This window comes from Acinetobacter sp. ANC_7511 (assembly GCF_056779975.1).
In genome coordinates this window covers 1-19235 of sequence record NZ_JBWYIY010000011.1, presented here as the reverse complement: position 1 = coordinate 19235, position 19235 = coordinate 1, and the positions used below count along the sequence as shown (strand labels likewise).

The window sequence follows — 19235 nt, the reverse complement described above, 5'->3', positions numbered from 1 at the left end:
GTAATTAACGTTTGAGTAAAGCTTTCAGATTTTGCAGATAATGCTGTGCCTGTAATTTTGGATCGATATTTTCAGCCAATTTCTTTTTTCGACCTAGCCAATCGACTTCATCTTGTGGCAATTCATCCAAGAAGCGACTTGGTGTCATTTGTTTCATCTGACCGCCATTTTTACGCTGTTCTGCAAGCGTCAAAGTCAGACCTTGTTTGGCACGGGTAATACCAACGTACATCAGTCGACGTTCTTCTTCGATGGTATCAGCCACAATTGAATTCTTGTGCGGAAGCAACTCTTCCTCAAGCCCCATAATATAAACGAATGGGAATTCCAGGCCTTTAGAAGCATGCAAAGTCAGTAAGTTTACTTTATCGATATCTTCATCTTCTTGCTGTTGCTCCAACATATCCAGCAACACCATCTTACGAATGACACTTTCGATATTTTTTTCATCGACATCTTCAGCACGATTGATCAAACTTTGAATACTGCTATAAAGCACTTCAATATTGTCAATTTTAGTTTTTTCTTGTGCTGGCGTCGCTGCCGTTTCTTTGATGTAGTCGATATATCCTGCCTCAACCATCATTTGGCGGACTTTAGGCACAGGTTCATCATCATCTAACAGTTCACGCGTAAAACCTTCGATAAAATCAGCAAACTCAGCCAATTGAGATGTCGCCTTCTTCGGTAATACCATACTTAGGCGCTGATCATTCGCGGCACCTAGTAGAGAAAGATTATTCTCTTGCGCAAATAAACCTAGTTTTTCTAAAGTCACAGGTCCTATGGCGCGTTTAGGTGTGTTGATAATCCGTAAGAAAGCACTGTCATCTTCAGGATTAATAATGAGACGTAGATAGCTCATAATATCCTTGATTTCAGCACGACCAAAGAACGACTGACCACCAGAAAGTTTGTAAGGAATCTGCATCTGACGAAGTTGTGTTTCTAAAACACGTGCTTGGAAGTTTCCACGGTATAACACGGCGTAATCTTTCCAATTTTTGCCATTCATCAATTTATGAGTCAGCAAATCTTTAACAACACGTTCCGCTTCATCATCATCATTACGACAAGTAATAATACGGATCACCTCACCATGTCCTTTATCACTCCACAATTTTTTATCAAAAATATGTGGGTTATTCTCAATCACATGGTTTGCAGCTTTTAAAATACGACTGGTTGAACGATAGTTTTGCTCAAGCTTAATGACTTTTAAATTGGGGAAATCTTCCTTCAATAAGGCCATATTTTCTGGCTTTGCCCCCCGCCAAGCATAAATTGATTGGTCATCATCCCCTACAGCCGTAAATTGTCCCATGACACCAACAAGCAGTTTGACCAAGATATATTGGGCGGTATTGGTATCTTGATATTCATCAACCAATAAATAACGTACACGGTTTTGCCATTTATCACGGACTTCAGCATTTTCTTGAAGAAGGCGTGTCGGCATTACGATTAAATCGTCAAAATCGACCGCATTATAGGCACGTAAATTACGCTCATAAAGTTGATAGAGATGCGCAAATTGAACATCTTCAGCCGTTTCACAAGTCGTATGTGCTTGCTCAGGCAAAATTAGATCGTTTTTCCAATCTGAGATCATCTTCATCGCTTTTGCGATCAGCTCTTTACTTTCTGCACCAGACAAATTATCTCGGTGCATTAAATCCATTAAAATACGCTTACAGTCATCAGCATCTAAAATGGAAAAGTTTGCTTTAAGTGGCGTATGTTTTAATTCTAGTCTTAATAAATTCAAACCAAAGGTGTGAAAGGTAGAAACAGATAAACCCTTTCCATCCTCTTTACCAAGCAATTTACCGACACGCTCTTTCATCTCTCGTGCAGCTTTGTTGGTAAAAGTCATCGCAGTAATACGATGTGCTGGTATACCGCATTTTTTGACTAAATATGCAATTTTCTGTGTGATTACAGAGGTCTTACCTGAGCCTGCCCCAGCAAGTACTAACAAGGGTCCTTGAGTGTATTTCATGGCTTCAAGTTGCTTGTCGTTCAAATGACTGGCTGATGACATATTCTTTCCTCTTTTCCTTCAGCGCTCGATTATAGTCATCTGCTTCGAATATGACTAACGTTAAATTTAATGAAGGTATATTTGAATAAATTTCAGACATAAAAAAACCACCCGAAGGTGGCTTTTTTCAGATCATGTATTATTGAACTGCGTAAACAGCAATCTCTACACGACGGTTTTGTTCTTTACCTGCTGCAGTTGTGTTATCAGCAATTGGGTTTGAAGAACCTAAACCTTGAGCATTAATACGTGCTGTAGAAACACCCTTAGATGCTAAATAGCTAGCGACAGATTGAGCACGTGCTTGTGACAATGGGATGTTAATCGCATCATTACCTGAACTATCAGTATAACCAGTTACAAGGATACCGCTCTTGTTGTCTTCAGTTAAAACTTGTGCAACACGGTTTAAAGTGTCATAGAAGTTTGGCTTGATATTTGATTTATTTGTATCAAACGTGATAGCACCTGGCATTACTAAGTTAATAGAGCCATCTGGATTACGGTTTACATCAATACCTGTACCAGCAGTTGCTTGGCGTAATTTTTTCTCTTTATTGTCGAGATATACGCCTGCAGCACCACCTAATACAGCACCAATCGCTGCTGCACGGTTATTTTGACGGCTAGTGTTCGCATTACCTTTAGAAACACCGTAACCAGCTGCTGCACCAATTAAAGCACCCAATGCAGTTTTGTCATACTCGACGCCACCAATATTGTTACCTGTTGTTTGACAACCAGAAAGTACCATTGCCCCAACCACTGCAGCTGAAATAGCTAATGCACGCATGGGATGACTCCTTTTATATGTTTTTGTATGTGATGAATAATGATTTGTTAGAAACAATTTAACCATTACTATTTTGTTAATAATAAACAGTTTATTAACAATATGTAATCTTTTGTAGCATCTTTCGTTAATGCTTCATCATATTTTATACATAGTTAAGAAAACGGGCTTTGTGATTTGAGCGACTCGATTTATAGTGTTTTAAAAATTTCAATCACATGCAATCACTTTTTAGGACTGTGCAATGGCAGCAGAGAAGCAGAAACAACCTATTTTAAAAAAAATTTCTAAGGGTTTAACCGTAGGTTCTGTGATCACAGGAAGTACATTTTTTCGTGGCCCACCTATTCTTGCATTAGGTTTGACTAAACTCGTAAAAAAATCATCAAAAATCGATGAAACCAATATCAATATCGCCAATGGTTGGATTGGTACGAATAACTGGCTCATTGAAAAAGTTCTCCCTGAACTTAAATGGCACATCACGATTGATGAAGATCTAGATCTCAATCTACAAGGTCGTTACATCATGACCTGTAATCACCAAAGCTGGGTGGATACAACTGTTACTCAATATTTTGGTCTTAAACGTATGCCGCTCACACGTTTTTTTACGAAATGGGAACTCATTTTTATTCCTTTTGTTGGGCAAGCATTCAAGATCCTTGGTTTTCCTATGATGAAACGTCATACCAAAGCGCAAATCGAAAAAAATCCTGCGCTGAAATATCGTGATATGGAAGAAGCGCGTAAATCGTGTGAACAACTGCTCAGCCAACCTTTTACCTTATTAAATTATTTAGAAGGTACACGCTATACCCCTGAAAAACACGCCCAACAAAAATCTCCGTATAAAAATTTACTTAGGCCCAAAGCAGGTGGTTTAGCACTTGCCCTAAACATTCTAGGAAGTGAAATTGATGCGCTAGTCGATATGACCATTGTCTATCCAGATGGTGTGCCAGGTTATGGAGATTTTTGGTTAGGAGAAGTTTCTCAAATCGCCGTGAATTTAAGAAAAATTGAAATTCCTGCTTGGGTGCATGGCGGCAATTATGAGGATGATGCCGACTATCGCGCTCGTTTCCAAAAATGGGTTGATGAGCTTTGGACAGAAAAAGATCAGTTAATTACACAGTTAAAACAACAGCTTCAAACTGAATCTGTAAATTAAGCTGTCCTCAGAATGTATTGCATATGACAGAACGCATGACTAATTCTCGAAAAACTTTCCGTCCACAGCGTCACGATACGTTATTTTGGAAGATGTTCCTGATTTATGACATCTTTATGATGCTCATTATTTTAGTCAATTTGTTTTGTCTATGTGCCAATGCATTTTTAATGAGTAATTTTGGCTCATGGGTATTTGACACGGTTCAATTACCTCAAATTCTGGAGTTTTATAAATCCGAGCTTCACCCATGGGTCATCATTACTGAAAGTTGGTTTATCACATTTTTAATTGTTGAACTCGCTGTAAGATGGCTGATTGCAATCGTCAATAAACATCATCAGCGTTGGTTTTTCTTTCCCTTCATTCATTGGTATGAAATATTAGCTATTATCCCTTACCTTCGCTTTTTACGTTTAATTCGCGTCGGAGTGATTGCCTATAGACTGCATGAGCTAGGCTATAAAGTCATACCTAATAAATGGTTCAGACGTCTTAATTTTTACTATAACGTGATCATGGAAGAGCTCTCTGATCGTGTGGTGATTACTGTCATTGATAGTGTAAAAAAAGAGTTAGACACTAGCTCAACCCATAAAAAAATCATTCATGATCTGGTGAATCACCATCGAGACATGTTTGCCACGACATTAGCGCAAGTCTTACAAGAATCTTTAGCAACCGAATTAAAACTTCAAAAAGATAATATCTCGCAAGGCGTTGGTCACATTGTCATTAAAGCAATTGAAGACACACCAGAGCTAACACAGCTCTTAAAGCTGATTCCATTGGTGGGTGGTCGTATAGAACAGCAAATCCACAACATTGGGCAACGATTAGGTGAAAATATTACCGACGGTTTAGTTGAACCTTTTATTTCTGGAACCATTGATAAACCGAATGCGCATTATCAACTCATTGCTGAAAAAATTAGCCAGCTCAATATTGATAATCATGCATTAGAACAACTCGTTGAATCTGTCGTTTATGAAAGTCTTGAGTCTTTAAGAAAACAGGTGGCAGTAAAACAATGGCAAATAGAGTTATCAAAAAACAATCAAGTCAAGGAATGATCATTTCTCTATTAATTTAATATATCCGCTAGAGAATTCTTGAGAATTGAACTAGCATTTGCACAATTAACAATTTTTACTTCGATTATAAAGCGCGAAGCAAGCAAGGAATGAATATGGCAGATATTCGGATTACCGGTAGAATGGTGAATTTTACCCGAATTACCTTTGACACCAATGATCATAATGTTATCCGCCAACAATTAAGTGCCATGATGAGTGAAACCTCTTATGAAGGTGCGCTTGTCATTCTAGACACAACCGTTGAACAAGAACTCATTGGACTCATTCAATTGGTCATCAGTTTAGGGTTACAGCCAATGGCTGTCGTTGATGGTTTAATGGGTGATGAAGCACGTACGATCCAATTCCCAGTTCTTGCGGCTGATCGTCCTTTGCAGCGCATCAAAGCAACAAAAGAACAAGTGGTAGAAGCTCCAGCAAATACCCCTGAAGCTGAGAAGGCTCCAACACACATAGCTCCTGCAACCACACATAAAACTTCGTATCACAATGAAGTGCTTAGAACAGGACAATGTCTGGTACAAGATCACGGCGATATTATTTTAACTGCTGGAATTAATAGTGGCTCTGAAATCATCGCTTCAGGAAATATACATATTTATGGCTCTGCTCGTGGTAGAGTCATCGCCGGCGCCGGTGGCAATACAGCAGCACGAATTTTCTGTCATGTTTTAGAAGCTGAATTAGTATCTATCGCAGGAACATATTGTGTTGCAGATGATATTCCACCACATATGCTAAAAAAGTCAGTACATATCTATTTAAATGATGCTCAAGAGCTTGTCTTTGAAGCACTCGAATTTTAATGTATAACTAAACATGAGAACCCCTATAGTATTGGGGATAAACATAACAGGAGTGGATTCGGTGGCGAAAATTGTTGTCGTAACATCAGGTAAAGGTGGCGTAGGTAAAACAACTACCAGTGCATCTTTTGCAACAGGTTTAGCCCTTCGTGGCCACAAAACTGTTGTAATCGATTTTGACGTAGGTTTACGTAACCTCGACCTTATCATGGGTTGTGAGCGTCGTGTTGTTTATGATTTTGTGAATGTATTAAATAACGAAGCGAGATTACAACAAGCACTTATTCGCGATAAAGAAATCGAAAATCTATATATTTTACCTGCATCACAAACCCGTGATAAAGATGCGTTAACCGATGAAGGTGTTGCACGTGTTATGGACGAACTTTCTCAAGAGTTCGACTACATCATTTGTGACTCTCCTGCAGGTATTGAACGTGGTGCGATTTTAGCAATGTACCATGCTGATGAAGCAATCATTGTAACGAACCCTGAAATTTCATCTGTCCGAGATTCCGACCGTATTATTGGTATGTTGGACAGTAAAACGAAGAAAGTAGAAAATAACGAAGGTCGTATTCGTAAGCATCTTTGTATCACACGCTTCAACCCTGAACGTGCTGATAAGCAAGAAATGTTAACAGTCGATGATATTTCTAAAGATATCCTTCGCGTGCCAACGCTCGGTGTAATTCCTGAATGTAAAAGCGTGTTACAAGCTTCGAATGAAGGTAAGCCTGTTATTCTTTATACTGAAGAAGCAGCTGGACAAGCTTATGACGATCTTGTTGCACGCTTCCTTGGTGAAGAACGTCCATATCGTCACATCTCTGTGAAGCCGAAAGGCTGGTTAGCACGTTTATTTGGAGCATAAAGATGGCAGGATTCTGGAGTAAACTTTTTAGTAGTGATGACAAACCATCAAGTGCACAAACAGCTAAAGATCGCTTAAAAGTTATCGTGGCATCTGAAAATGGTCTAGGTAAGCGTTTAAGCCAAGATAAAATTGATTTAATGAAAAAAGAAATCATGCAAGTTGTGAATCGTTATGTGCGTGGTGTAGATGAACAGCATATACAAATGTCGGTTCGCTCAGAAGCAAATATCGAAATGCTAGAAATGAATATCAATTTGCCTGAAGAACGTTAATCTGATTTTTGATTAGTCAAGCAAATTGAATCAGGGCAAAATATGAGAGTGGCAGAAATAGGCTATTAGCTATATTCCGCCCACTTGAAGCAGAGCTTCAAGTCTTGCGACTAGACAAAGCAGTGCTTCGCTCATCTAGTCTCATATTTTGCCCTTTTTTATTGATTAAAAATACCAAGGAGATTGTGATGGCATTATCACAGCCAGCCACGTTCAATGAAGAATGGTCAGACGAGCGTGTTTTTGCCTATTTAAATCAGTTACCTCCTGAAGGTGTAAACGCTGATTTTCATGTTCTCTATCATGCTTTTAAACATATGCGTGCTAATGACTATGAGCGTTTACTCACTAAATTTATAGCAGATGGTCGAGATCTTAACGCTCAAAATCCTGAAGGCAAACGTATTCATGATGTGATCGCAGAATTCCCACGCCAAAGTGCAGAATTCCTTGCTGTTTTAGCAAAATTTGCCTAAAAACAGATAAAAAAGCCTGCTTGAGCAGGCTTTTTTGATTTAAATCTATCTTATACCTGTTAAAAAATAGTTTCGTATTAAGGTTACTTATACGTTTGGGTGAAACTTAGATTATTTCCATTGCCAACCCAATGCAATAGCACCACCAACATCACCTTGTGAACTTGCGGTTCCAGATGCTTTATAGACAAAGCGATTCGTTTCAGAAACCCCACTAAATCCAATGGCAATACCTTGCTCACCATCCCATGTACCAGCAGCTGCACTGAACATACTTGCACCAGCATAAGTTGGCTGGGGTAATGAAGCGACAGCCAAAGACGCTGCAATAGCTGCTCGAGTGTCACGTCGTTCATCGGCAAAACTCTGTTCTAAAGCATTTACACGTCGACTAGTATACTCATTGGCCTGATTCAATATTTCATTGGTTCGTATATTCGTATATTCCTGTGCATCGCTCAAAACTTGCTGATCTGCTTGACGCATTTGTTTTACATTGACTGCGTCGGTATCCGCTGTACCTGCTGCCACATTAACAATTTGGCGCTGTTGCGTAGAGGAACCCACTGAAACCGTATTGTCCCGATCGGTAGACGAAGCATTTCCTAAAAGAACAGCATTATTTGCGTCAGACGTTATATTATTCCCAAGAGCTACAGTACTATTTCCTGAAATATTGTTGAAATTACCAACTGAATGCGTATTTTCACCCGTAACCGTATTGTGATTTCCTAAAGCTGTTGCATGTTCACCAGCGACTTGTGATTCAGCCCCAATTACAATACTCTCACGACCCGATGCTACTGATGAACTTCCGATTGCAAGAGCATCTTCACCTGTTGCATTTGGTAATATTGCATTTTCACTAGGATTTGTTCCAACAGATATTGCGACAGTTCCACCACTAGCCAAAGACGTTAGCCACTGTTGTTCGGTGCCATTAAAGCCATTTTGTACAGCAATCTCAAAAGCACTAAAACCTTGATCACCTTTGTCACCTTTGTCACCTTTTAAGCCTTGAAGTCCTTGATCACCTTTATCGCCCTTGTCGCCTTTTAAGCCTTGAAGTCCTTGATCACCTTGATCTCCCTTATCACCTTTCAATCCTTGAGGACCTTGGTTACCTTTATCTCCTTTGAGTGACGTCAGCCAATCTTGCTCTGTTCCTACAAATCCATTATTCACCGCCACTTGGTAAGCACTATCACCTTGTGGTCCTACACCGCCACCAGGTCCACCGCTTGCACCTGGTATACCTTGATCCCCTTTGTCACCTTTCAACCCTTGTGGACCTTGATCACCTTTATCTCCCTTATCGCCTTTTTCACCTTTTAATGATGTAAGCCAATCTGTTTCAGAGCCCTCAAATCCATTACTCACAGCAACCTCGTACGCACTTGGTCCAGCTGGTCCAGTGGTACCTGTACCTGTTTCACCACCAACACCATTATTTTCGAGTGCAGACACTCGGTCTTTTAACGCTGTAAATTCAATATCAATCCCTCTAATTGTTTGATTTAGGTTTTGGTATGTAGAGCCTTGCATTTCAAATGAAAGGGGCATCACACTCCCCTGAAACATAGTCACCCCAGTACCCAGAATTCTTTGTAAACTGGCTGTCAATTGATCAACATTAATAGCATCATGAGTATCTAATCCCCATGCTAAGTTCATGATTCGGCGTTTTAATTGATCACTACCGACTGAAATAACATTCTCTCGATCTGCAACCGATGCACTACCTAAAGCAACAGAGTTGCTCGCATAAACCTGACTCAGCTCACCAATCGCGACTGACTCTCTTACGGATGTATAATTTGGTCCTGGTCGAATAATAATAGAACCACCGACAGCCACATTAGTGTGACCTTGCACATTACTGTTGGAGGCAAATATATGAGAACTCGTCGCACCAACCTCATTAAATCCACCAAAAATCATCGAGCCATTAGTGTTGACGTCGTGAATATTATTCATACCAACAACAACAGATTTTACAGACGAGTTTAAATTTGAAATACCTATAGAGATACCCCCTTCAGCAGTATTTGAACTACCGATCGCAATACTCCCTTCCCCCTTAACCACTTGATTATTACCAATGGCAATATTACTTGTATGATGCGTTGTGTTTTGATTTCCAATGACCACATTATTTTGCGTTGTCGTTACAGCGTTTGGTGTCACCGTATTATTCAAACCAAAAACAGTATGATTCATCCCAATATTGACGTTATTGCTTTGTCCCATAACCACACTGTTCGGTGCAACCACTGAGTTATTTTCACCACAGATGAAAGATGTAGTGTCTGAATTCGTCGCTGTGCCTGTTGAACCCTCACATTCATCAGCTTGCACCTGACTCGTCATTGCGGTTAATGCCCCAATTAAAATCAGATAACCTGTCGTCATTCCAATATTTTTTAAAGATTGTGTAAAACGTGTACGTCCAAGTTCCCCTGTTACGACTAATTTTCCATTACGATTACGGATAACTCGGTATATATGGTTCATGTAATTCCCCTTAGTTTTTGACATGGTCATGTCACTTGCAGGTTTTCCATAGTTTGCAAGAAAGACCTTTTATAATGAGGAAAATCAAACCATAAAGCTGATAATCTAGAAGCCCCCCTTTAAGGGGGGATGAAAAAAATATTTTTGTGAAAAAATGATTAATATTTACTTTTTTATCTCAATTTTTTTAAAAAAATCTATAATTTGAATTTGTTATAATCAAAACAGTTCAATCGAAGATGAATTCAATAAGTTTTCGTAAAAGTGATCGAACAAGGCTCGGCACCCTCCATCGCCTGAGAAATCTTTGCTGTACTCAACTTCCGCTCCTTACCATTGCGCCCAGTATTTTTGACTATTTGAATTTTTTGATTCCACATGATGCCTACGGTATGGCACTGACCTATCCAAATGGTGAACCTTATATACTGTATTACAAAAATCTTAACCCTCGGTCGATGAGGTATGTGCAAGAAAATACTGAATTATTCTTAAACTTAAAAACCGAAAGCCATATCCGCTGGCTCAACTGCCCTATGTTACCCAAAGTCGGAAATCTTTTACGCCCAGATGATCCGTATTTTCATAGCTTAACCTACCAGATGATTGTGCGCCAAAGCGGTCTTCACCATACACTAGATTTAAGATTAGAACGCAATCATATTCCTGCAGGAGGTATTACCCTCTATAGGCGTATGTCACACCCCTTCCAATTACAAGATCATCGTTTATTAGAACAAGCTGGTGTCTATATCGAATATGCGCTTAACAATCAAATGGAGGATGGCGACGATGTAATTGAATCAGATCAAGCGTTGTTAATCGTGAATTCTCAAAATGATTTAGTCATGATGACTGATGCTGCAAAGGATTTACTGAATCTCTTCCCGATACATTATGAATTTTGGGAACCATATAAAGCGTTGCCAAAATCATGCTATCAAGTCATCAATGAGCTTAAATATGGGCAACAAATCCCCAAGCTTAGTTTGACCATTCCTAATGGAATATTAACCCTTCGTGCTGAATGGTTAAGTAGTCAAAATACAACCGATACAAATATCGCCTTATACTTAAAGCGCTCATTACCACGCTCCCTCATTATTTTAAAAAAACTAGAAGCACTTGATCTATCCCCCCGAGAATGCCAAGTGGCTTTTTCGTTAATTACAGGCATGAATAAAAGTGAAATTTTACAAAAATTATCCATTAGCCCTGCGGTATTTAAAGATTGTGTCAAGTCAGTTTATCAAAGCTTGAATGTTCACTCTGTGAGTGAACTGATCACATTTGCCAGCCAATGGACTACCCCCAAAAACAACACTTTTTTGAGTTAAATAAAAAAAAGCAACCTATGGTTGCTTTTTCTGAGTCAGTCTTCGTTAAACTAAAATTTCACGTTTACCATTTGCGCCCATTGCACTCACGATACCGTTTTCTTCCATTTGGTCAATAATACGTGCGGCACGATTATAACCCAGACTAAACTTACGCTGTAAAGATGAAGTGGATGCTTTGCGGGTTTCTAAAACAAAAGCAACACATTGATCATAAAGTGCGTCACGGTCAGAAGCACCATCACCATCCTCAAAGCCACGTGATGCTGGCTCTTCATCAAATGGGGTGAGAATTTCATCCACATAGTTTGGTGCACCACGCTCACGCCATGCATCACAAATACGGTTCACTTCGTCATCGGCAATAAATGCACCATGCACACGCTCAGGCTCAATTTTACCTGGTCCTAAGAACAGCATATCACCATGTCCAAGCAAATCTTCTGCACCACCCGCATCCAAAATCGTACGCGAGTCAATTTTAGAGTTTACACGTAGCGCAACACGCGTCGGTATATTCGCCTTAATTAAGCCCGTGATTACATCGACGGATGGACGCTGTGTCGCAAGTAATAAATGAATGCCAGCAGCACGTGATTTTTGAGCTAAACGAGTGATCATTTCTTCCGCTTTCTTACCCACCTGCATGATCATATCTGCGAATTCATCTGCAACAATCACAATCGAAGGCAATGGTGTAAGTCTAGGTGCACGTTCTCCAGCAACTGACTCACTGGCTTTCCAAGTTGGATCAAATAGATCTTCACCATTGGCAATTGCTTCTTCAACTTTACGGTTATAGTCACTCAATTTACGTATTTTTAAGAACGACATCAGCTTATAACGACGCTCCATCTCATTCACACACCAATTTAAAGCACTGACTGCATCTTTCATGTCAGTCACAACAGGCGTGAGTAAATGCGGAATATCGTTATAGTTCGCCAATTCAAGTTGTTTAGGATCAATCAAAATAAGGCGCAATTGATCTGGCGTATATTTTAAAAGCATCGATAGAATCATCGAGTTTACAGCAACAGATTTACCTGAACCTGTGGTACCCGCAACCAACATATGTGGTGCCTTGCCCAACTCAGTAATGACTGGGTTACCAGAAATGTCTTTACCCATGGCCATGGATAAGATTCCATCTGGATCCTTAAATTTTGGAATTTGTACCAATTCAATCAGGCGCACCATCTCACGTGTACTATTCGGAACTTCAATGCCAATGTAAGGTTTTCCAGGGATCACCTCAACAACACGTACTGATGCCATCGACATTGATCGTGCTAAGTCACGAGAAATATTAGTTACTTTCGAGGCTTTCACACCAGGCGCAAGATCCAGTTCAAATCTGGTCACGACTGGACCCGGTTGAGCTTCAATCACTTTCGCTTTGACATTAAATTCTTGTAATTTAATTTCTAACAGTTCTGATAATCTTGATAATTGTTCTGCAGTGAAGTTTACTTTTTTGTTTGGGTCTACTTCATCAAGTAAATCCAAACCAGGAAGTGGTGATAAATCTTTACGGCGCTCCGCAACTTGCATTGCACGAGACATTGGACGACCAGCAGCATCTGTTAATGTCGCATCGAAATCAAACTCATCCTCTTCAACTTCAGGCTTACCTACCGTTTCTTGCCAAGCTTCTCTAAAAGCATCTTTATCTGAAGATATACGTTGTTTTTCCTCATCACTCACTTTAGTAACAGGAATTGATGATCCCTCTTGCTCAACAATGTTTTGTGGTGATGGGGCAATAGTGTCTTGCTCTGATTCATATTCTGCGACTGTATCTGACTTAGGTGAAGTCATAAATTTAATATTTGGCGTCACCAAATTTGGACGCTTGACCTCTGGATTAGACAAAGCTTCTGCTTCATCCGCAAGTGATGCAAGACCATCAAGCTCAGAAGCTAACAGATCTGCTTTAGTGATCGCTTCCGCCGCTGCGCTCGATTGACTTGCGTATACAGCACTTGCACCAATAGCTGAGGTATTTTGGATTAGGGATGCTGTATTTTGATCATCAGCAGATTGACCTGAAGGATTTGTTTGATGATGAAAAGGAGTATGAATATCTTTGGCGTGCTGTCCTTGTGGAACAACTTCAAGCAATTCATCAAAGATTTGATCATCATTCCAGTCCAAAGCAGTATCTTGAACAGTTGAGCGCTGCTCTACTCGAACGTTTTTACTTAATTCATTAATTTCTGAAGTACGTTGATCAAGCTGATCCTCCTCTGCTGCGCGCAAAAGCTCATCAATTTCTCTTTTATGATCTTCATCGCTATGCAAGGCTTTCCAAACTTCACCCGTTGGAACAATACGTTGACTCTCACGCTCTAACTCATGCGCTTTCGCGATGGTACGCTCGAGCTCAGCCTCATCATCTTCATCAAAACGATGATTTTGTTGAGACTCTTGGAAACGCATATCTTCAAATAGTTTTTCAGCAGTACGTTCATGACGCGCTTGTAATTGATCTTTTTCTTCTAAATGACTGACATCATTGAGCTCAGCTTGATGAGGGACTGGAGCTGAATCTTTTACAGAAGGTTCAATTTCTTTTTTCGCTTTTGGCTGAGTCGTCAAATCATAAGCTGATTCAGTCTCAGGTACATTTTTATAGAATAAATCTTGCAAATAAGCGGGTGTCGCCTTCAAAGTAGACCATGTCTTGTTCCACTGAATACCAAAAGCCAGTGTGATTAGAACGATGCTGAGTACGATCAGAAAAAAAACGGCGCCATAAATCGTCAAAACCTGTTTTAAACTCTCACCCAATTCGTAACCAATGATTCCACCTGAAGCGTTAGCAAGCGTATCTGCAGGCACTGACCAAAGTAAATAAAACAAACTCGCGACGGTAAGTAGAATGAAAAATTGAGCAGCAAAACGAAATGGACGACTCAAAAAACTTCTTGGCCACCACACTTGAATCGCTTCAATGAATAAATAAATTGGGATCAGTAAACTTGCCCAGCCCAGAAATCCAAATAAGAGGTCTGCAATCCAAGCACCTGCGACACCACTTGCATTTGAAACTTGTTGAGTATCACTCGAAATATGCATCCAACCCGGATCAAATGGCGTATAAGTCACTGTTGCTAAAAACAGATAAATACCAAATGATATTAAGAAGAATGTTAAAACTAAGCGCTGTGCATATACACTCGACACCGCAGTCATATACTGTCCTGTAAACGATTATTCATTAATGTTCTAATGTTGAAATGGAACAATTTCTTCATTATAGAAAACTTACTATTATGCACCTGTTCATTAAAAAAAGGTGCAGCTTTCTAAGGTTTCCTTGTTAACACTTTTAACTATATAGCTCAATTCGATTTAGTTGATCAATATAATCCACATTCATTCCACACAACTGTGGTGAAGTTTCACGTATAATTTTCAGCAAGTCGATATATCAAATTAAAAGGATGCTTATACATGAGCGCTCGTCACTCAAGATTGATTATTTTAGGTTCTGGTCCTGCGGGTTATAGCGCAGCTGTATATGCTGCACGAGCAAATTTAAAACCAACTTTAATCGCAGGTATGCAATTGGGTGGTCAGCTCACCACAACTACAGAAGTTGATAACTGGCCAGGTGATCCTGAAGGCTTAACAGGTCCTGCTTTAATGGAGCGTATGCAAGCTCACGCAGAACGTTTTGGTACTGAATTGGTTTACGATCACATTAACGAAGTTGACTTAAATGTACGTCCATTCGTTTTAAAAGGTGATATGGAAGAATACACGTGTGATGCTTTGATCATTGCAACAGGCGCTACGGCTCAATACTTAGGATTAGAATCCGAAGCTGCTTATATGGGTCAAGGTGTGAGTGCATGTGCAACTTGTGATGGTTTCTTCTATAAAAATCAAAAAGTCATGGTTGTCGGTGGTGGTAACACTGCGGTTGAAGAAGCGCTTTATTTATCAAACATTGCTTCACATGTAACACTTGTACATCGTCGCGATAAATTACGTTCTGAAAAAATCCTTCAAGATCATCTTTTTGCAAAAGAGAAAGAAGGGAAAATCAGCATCATCTGGAACCATGAAGTTGAAGAAGTACTTGGTAACCCTCAAGATGGCGTTACTAGTGTTCGTTTGAAATCTACAACTGATACTACAACTCAAAACGTTGAAGTGACTGGATTGTTCGTCGCTATAGGCCACAAACCTAATACTGCAATGTTTGAAGGTCAGCTTGAACTACGTGATGGTTATATCCAAGTTCAAAGTGGTACACGTGGTAATGCAACTGCGACTTCTGTTGAAGGCGTATTTGCTGCAGGTGATGTTGCAGACAATATCTACCGCCAAGCAATTACATCAGCAGGTTCAGGTTGTATGGCTGCTTTAGACGCTGAGAAATATTTAGACAACTAATATTTATTTAAAAACCCAAAAAACCACCTTCGGGTGGTTTTTTTATTCTTTCAACTTGGCATAATCATTTTAAACATTTTTATCTTCGGTTTTTCATTATTATTTTTAGAACTTAATCCCTATGCTCCCTCCTTCTGAATTTATTTTCCCTAATCCAATTGAATCCGATCCCGAAGGGCAAGGACTAATCTGTATAGGTGCTGACCTCTCCCCTTCTACATTATTTGAAGCTTATACACATGGTTTATTTCCTTGGTTTTCCGAAGGTGAGCCGATCTGCTGGTGGAGTCCAGAACCTCGCTGCATTATCTACCCTTCGTCATACCATCCAAGTAAATCACTCATTCGTAACATGAAAAAACATGATTATACGATTACCATTAACCGTGATTTTGAACATGTGATACGTTCTTGCTCATTACCACGAAGTTATGCCAATGAAACATGGATTAATGAAGATATCATTCAGGGTTACTGTTCATTATTTGAGTCAGGCTATGCATATAGTGTCGAAGTACGCAGAGAAAATTCGATTGTCGGCGGGCTGTATGGTGTCTCTATAGGTCAGGGTATTTTTGGTGAATCCATGTTTAGTCGAGAGACTGATGTTTCAAAAATGGCTTTTTATACCCTCATGTTGATCAGCCTTGAAAACCAGGCACCCTGGGTTGACTGTCAATTGGTGAATGATCATCTCATGAGCTTAGGTGCTTGCACAATTTCTCGCCAAGACTACCTTAATTCGTTACAAGATGTGATAAAACAGCCTCAGATTGATTGGCAAAAGTATAAAGACGGTGTATTTTCAAGTAAAACAATAGCATTTGATCAACGACTCATGGATTGAGAAATAGGAGGGACAATATGAATTCTTATCAACCCCAGTCCCTATTAAATGAATTGCAGTATTACATTACACCACCGCATGACTGCAGTTATCTTCCCGAGAAATCAGCACGGATGGTCTTTTTAGATCCTGCTCATAAAATCGACGTTGTAACTTTATCAGAATTGTCTCGTGTAGGATTTCGAAGAAGCGGAGATTTTGTCTATCGACCTGAATGTCATTTGTGTCGACAATGCCTTTCATGTCGTGTACCTGTTGATGCTTTTAAAATGAACAGTCAACAAAAGAAAGCTTGGAAACGTAATCAAGACTTAGAAGTTAGAATAACCCAAACTCAAGATGCTACTGATTTACACTATCAACTCTATGAACGTTACATCAATGAGCGTCATTCAGATGGAGATATGTTCCCCCCTAGCTATGATCAATTCGAGAAGTTTTTGATTCACAGTTGTAGCAATAGTTTCTTTATAGAACTTTGGAAAGATGATCGACTCATTTGTGTCTCAACCTGCGATGTATTAGATGATGGAATATCCGCCGTCTATACATTTTTTGATCCAGATGAATCCAAACGTTCTTTAGGTGTTTTTGCAGTCCTTAAGCAAATTGAATATGTAAAGCAGCACAATCAAGAGTTTGTATATTTAGGATATTGGGTACCCCATTCATTCAAAATGAACTATAAGTCCCAATATGCGCCTTTTGAATTATTACTGGATGGTCAATGGCGACGTGTTAATAAAATGCTCAGCAACGAAGAAATCGATCAATTAGGTCATATGCTGATGACGACACTTCCCTCTGAATGGAATAACTTTATTGTAAAGTAGGGTATTGAATTTTGTCACTTGAATAAATCTGCAAAATTATCACTGCATGCCTTTACCATAATGATGGCATGCTCTTTTCCACCATCTAATGTTGGATAATAGTTTTTACGCATATCAATTTGATGAAATCCGGATTTCTCATATAGTGCAATCGCAGCCTTATTACTTTCTCGGACCTCTAAAAAGATTTGTACGGGATCATTATTGAGTTGAGCCATTGAAGCTTCAAGCAATTGATATCCCAACCCTTTTCCACGCATTTTCGGATGAACTGCCATCAACAGCAAATTTGCTTCATCCAATACAGGCTGTAAAATACAGAAACCAACAACACGATTCTGGTATTCAATCACTGTGGATTGATATGAATCAACCGCTTCTGAAAATTGTTTTTTTGTCCAAGGATGCGTCTGCCCCAAACTTTCAATTTCATATACCACCTCAACATCTGATGTCAGCATCGGTCGAATCATAATCATTACATTGCATTTTTTAAGTTAGTACATTATAGAAAGTTCGAAAATAAATGAAATAAAAAAAGGCAGCTTACGCTGCCCGAATGCACAAAAGTAAATACTTAAAAACCGAGTTTTGCTTTCCATGTTGCCAATAAACCCACGGTATCCAAATCATTCGGATGGAAGCCTGGTTTAAAATAAGCCAACATTTCCTTACCCATACCAGAAATAATGCCTTTAGATGGACTATATCCATAGGTATAAATATCTTTCAAAGATGCAATATTTAACTGTTTATCGTCTTTCAATAAACGCGCTACAAAATAAGTCTGCACCATGAATAGCACAACCATTGCTGCCACTAAAGAAGATGTTCGAGCAAGATAAGATTTGATTCCTTTACCGAACACACCTTCAAATACATCATATGCGACAGCCTTATGCTCATTTTCTTCAATGGCATGCCAAGCCCACATCGTCGCCATTGTTTCATCAGTCATTAATGCTTGAATATGTTCGTTACGCAATAATTCTGAGGCAATGGTTGCTGTAAAATGTTCTAGCGCAGTCGTTCCCATCAGATCGATCATTTCTTGTGAAATACCAAATGGTTTCATAACGGTGCTAGCTGACTTACGAAAAGTTTGAATGACCGTATCTGTGGCTTTTTCAAGTGCAGCAACATCATGACCAAATTTTTGTGCTGATGCATTAAAGCCAGCATGCTCATGTGTATGCATTGCTTCCTGACCAATAAATGCTGAAATCTCTTTTTGGAGATCTTCATTATCTTTAATGGCTGGATGTTGGCGAACTGCACGGACTGAATCGATAAAGAATTTTTCACCTGCAGGAAATAATGCAGATAACGCTGTCATGAAATGAGTTAATCCTGCTGAACCATTCATCCAATATTCTGGTACGTGATCAAAATCAAATTGCATACGACGTACTGGAAATGATGCACCGGCACGATTTGTAATATTTACTTTAGCATTCATTGCTGGACTCCTATTCGGGATCTATCCAAATCTAGTTTTATGATTCTTTTCATTACTTCATCTTAGTGATTTATTATTTTTATGATAAATGCCTTATAGGTCACATCATTATCAGTTAAGGACAGCTTACAACTCTTATTGTCTAACAATTTTATAGATTCCATAAAAAAAACGCCCCAAAGGGGCGTTTCTTTCACACAATCAATACTTATGCAGTTACTTTAGCAACAACACCAGCACCAACTGTACGACCACCTTCACGGATCGCAAAACGTAGACCTGGGTCCATTGCGATTGGG

The 19235-nt window shown here is 39.4% G+C and carries 17 protein-coding genes; 10 read left to right on the top strand and 7 right to left on the bottom strand.

Features of this window, described 5'->3' with window-relative positions; translation table 11 throughout:
* Positions 1 to 4: 4 nt before the first annotated feature.
* Positions 5 to 2044 carry a UvrD-helicase domain-containing protein gene (locus tag AC1M9L_RS08820; protein ID WP_035267404.1) on the bottom strand — a complete coding sequence of 680 codons (2040 nt, stop codon included), beginning with the start codon at positions 2042 to 2044 and terminating at the stop codon, positions 5 to 7.
* 139 nt (positions 2045 to 2183) lie between these two features.
* Positions 2184 to 2837: a YiaD family glycine zipper/OmpA-like lipoprotein gene (locus tag AC1M9L_RS08815; protein ID WP_092768184.1), complete on the bottom strand. Its 654-nt coding sequence runs from the start codon at positions 2835 to 2837 to the stop codon at positions 2184 to 2186.
* A gap of 244 nt (positions 2838 to 3081) precedes the next feature.
* Here AC1M9L_RS08815 and AC1M9L_RS08810 point away from each other — a divergent pair, with 244 nt between their 5' ends.
* The 6 genes from AC1M9L_RS08810 (at position 3082) to AC1M9L_RS08785 (ending at position 7539) form a co-directional block, all read left to right on the top strand.
* Entirely contained in the window at positions 3082 to 4011 is a 930-nt protein-coding gene (locus AC1M9L_RS08810) for an acyltransferase (RefSeq protein WP_481591899.1), read from the top strand.
* Positions 4012 to 4046: 35 nt separating this feature from the next.
* Positions 4047 to 5084 carry a preprotein translocase subunit SecA gene (locus AC1M9L_RS08805; protein ID WP_416202018.1) on the top strand — a complete coding sequence of 346 codons (1038 nt, stop codon included), beginning with the start codon at positions 4047 to 4049 and terminating at the stop codon, positions 5082 to 5084.
* 116 nt (positions 5085 to 5200) lie between these two features.
* Positions 5201 to 5914, top strand: coding sequence for a septum site-determining protein MinC (gene minC, locus AC1M9L_RS08800; protein WP_481591898.1), 714 nt, complete (start codon positions 5201 to 5203; stop codon positions 5912 to 5914).
* A 61-nt stretch (positions 5915 to 5975) separates the two neighbouring features.
* Positions 5976 to 6788, top strand: a complete 813-nt coding sequence (gene minD, locus AC1M9L_RS08795) for a septum site-determining protein MinD (protein WP_035267390.1) — start codon at positions 5976 to 5978, stop codon at positions 6786 to 6788.
* 2 nt (positions 6789 to 6790) lie between these two features.
* Positions 6791 to 7063 carry a cell division topological specificity factor MinE gene (gene minE / locus AC1M9L_RS08790; RefSeq protein WP_035267388.1) on the top strand — a complete coding sequence of 91 codons (273 nt, stop codon included), beginning with the start codon at positions 6791 to 6793 and terminating at the stop codon, positions 7061 to 7063.
* Positions 7064 to 7251: 188 nt separating this feature from the next.
* Positions 7252 to 7539 (top strand): PA4642 family protein, encoded by a 288-nt coding sequence (locus tag AC1M9L_RS08785; protein WP_035267385.1) that lies wholly within the window; start codon positions 7252 to 7254, stop codon positions 7537 to 7539.
* Between the two features lie 111 nt (positions 7540 to 7650).
* Here the strand turns inward: AC1M9L_RS08785 and AC1M9L_RS08780 are convergent, their stop codons facing one another.
* Positions 7651 to 10053: a YadA-like family protein gene (locus AC1M9L_RS08780; RefSeq protein ID WP_481591897.1), complete on the bottom strand. Its 2403-nt coding sequence runs from the start codon at positions 10051 to 10053 to the stop codon at positions 7651 to 7653.
* Between the two features lie 239 nt (positions 10054 to 10292).
* On the opposite strand from AC1M9L_RS08780, the gene AC1M9L_RS08775 reads away from it, so the two are divergent.
* Entirely contained in the window at positions 10293 to 11390 is a 1098-nt protein-coding gene (locus AC1M9L_RS08775) for a helix-turn-helix transcriptional regulator (RefSeq protein ID WP_481591896.1), read from the top strand.
* Positions 11391 to 11435: 45 nt separating this feature from the next.
* Here the strand turns inward: AC1M9L_RS08775 and AC1M9L_RS08770 are convergent, their stop codons facing one another.
* Positions 11436 to 14588: a DNA translocase FtsK 4TM domain-containing protein gene (locus AC1M9L_RS08770; protein ID WP_481591895.1), complete on the bottom strand. Its 3153-nt coding sequence runs from the start codon at positions 14586 to 14588 to the stop codon at positions 11436 to 11438.
* A 261-nt stretch (positions 14589 to 14849) separates the two neighbouring features.
* Between AC1M9L_RS08770 and trxB the strand changes: the two genes are divergently transcribed.
* The 3 genes from trxB (at position 14850) to AC1M9L_RS08755 (ending at position 17477) form a co-directional block, all read left to right on the top strand.
* On the top strand, positions 14850 to 15797 hold the full coding sequence (trxB, locus tag AC1M9L_RS08765; protein ID WP_035267378.1) for a thioredoxin-disulfide reductase: 948 nt from the start codon (positions 14850 to 14852) through the stop codon (positions 15795 to 15797).
* A 115-nt stretch (positions 15798 to 15912) separates the two neighbouring features.
* Entirely contained in the window at positions 15913 to 16644 is a 732-nt protein-coding gene (gene aat, locus AC1M9L_RS08760) for a leucyl/phenylalanyl-tRNA--protein transferase (RefSeq protein ID WP_481587889.1), read from the top strand.
* 17 nt (positions 16645 to 16661) lie between these two features.
* Positions 16662 to 17477, top strand: a complete 816-nt coding sequence (locus AC1M9L_RS08755) for an arginyltransferase (RefSeq protein ID WP_481591894.1) — start codon at positions 16662 to 16664, stop codon at positions 17475 to 17477.
* Between the two features lie 14 nt (positions 17478 to 17491).
* On the opposite strand, the gene rimI is transcribed toward AC1M9L_RS08755, so the two are convergent.
* From rimI to AC1M9L_RS08740, 3 genes are all read right to left on the bottom strand, one after another.
* Positions 17492 to 17950, bottom strand: coding sequence for a ribosomal protein S18-alanine N-acetyltransferase (gene rimI, locus AC1M9L_RS08750; RefSeq protein ID WP_481591951.1), 459 nt, complete (start codon positions 17948 to 17950; stop codon positions 17492 to 17494).
* A 104-nt stretch (positions 17951 to 18054) separates the two neighbouring features.
* On the bottom strand, positions 18055 to 18936 hold the full coding sequence (locus tag AC1M9L_RS08745; protein ID WP_035267371.1) for a metal-dependent hydrolase: 882 nt from the start codon (positions 18934 to 18936) through the stop codon (positions 18055 to 18057).
* 208 nt (positions 18937 to 19144) lie between these two features.
* Positions 19145 to 19235: EF-Tu C-terminal domain-related protein (locus tag AC1M9L_RS08740; protein WP_019509660.1), on the bottom strand; the 91-nt coding region annotated here is incomplete at its 5' end.

Bases quoted from the DNA above. Each gene is read 5' to 3' on its own strand.
- AC1M9L_RS08820 (WP_035267404.1), bottom strand. From the start codon at position 2,044: ATGTCATCAGCCAGTCATTTGAACGACAAGCAACTTGAAGCCATGAAA.
- AC1M9L_RS08815 (WP_092768184.1), bottom strand. From the start codon at position 2,837: ATGCGTGCATTAGCTATTTCAGCTGCAGTGGTTGGGGCAATGGTACTT.
- AC1M9L_RS08810 (WP_481591899.1), top strand. From the start codon at position 3,082: ATGGCAGCAGAGAAGCAGAAACAACCTATTTTAAAAAAAATTTCTAAG.
- AC1M9L_RS08805 (WP_416202018.1), top strand. From the start codon at position 4,047: ATGACTAATTCTCGAAAAACTTTCCGTCCACAGCGTCACGATACGTTA.
- minC (WP_481591898.1), top strand. From the start codon at position 5,201: ATGGCAGATATTCGGATTACCGGTAGAATGGTGAATTTTACCCGAATT.
- minE (WP_035267388.1), top strand. From the start codon at position 6,791: ATGGCAGGATTCTGGAGTAAACTTTTTAGTAGTGATGACAAACCATCA.
- AC1M9L_RS08785 (WP_035267385.1), top strand. From the start codon at position 7,252: ATGGCATTATCACAGCCAGCCACGTTCAATGAAGAATGGTCAGACGAG.
- AC1M9L_RS08780 (WP_481591897.1), bottom strand. From the start codon at position 10,053: ATGAACCATATATACCGAGTTATCCGTAATCGTAATGGAAAATTAGTC.
- AC1M9L_RS08775 (WP_481591896.1), top strand. From the start codon at position 10,293: ATGAATTCAATAAGTTTTCGTAAAAGTGATCGAACAAGGCTCGGCACC.
- AC1M9L_RS08770 (WP_481591895.1), bottom strand. From the start codon at position 14,588: ATGACTGCGGTGTCGAGTGTATATGCACAGCGCTTAGTTTTAACATTC.
- trxB (WP_035267378.1), top strand. From the start codon at position 14,850: ATGAGCGCTCGTCACTCAAGATTGATTATTTTAGGTTCTGGTCCTGCG.
- AC1M9L_RS08755 (WP_481591894.1), top strand. From the start codon at position 16,662: ATGAATTCTTATCAACCCCAGTCCCTATTAAATGAATTGCAGTATTAC.
- rimI (WP_481591951.1), bottom strand. From the start codon at position 17,950: ATGATTCGACCGATGCTGACATCAGATGTTGAGGTGGTATATGAAATT.
- AC1M9L_RS08745 (WP_035267371.1), bottom strand. From the start codon at position 18,936: ATGAATGCTAAAGTAAATATTACAAATCGTGCCGGTGCATCATTTCCA.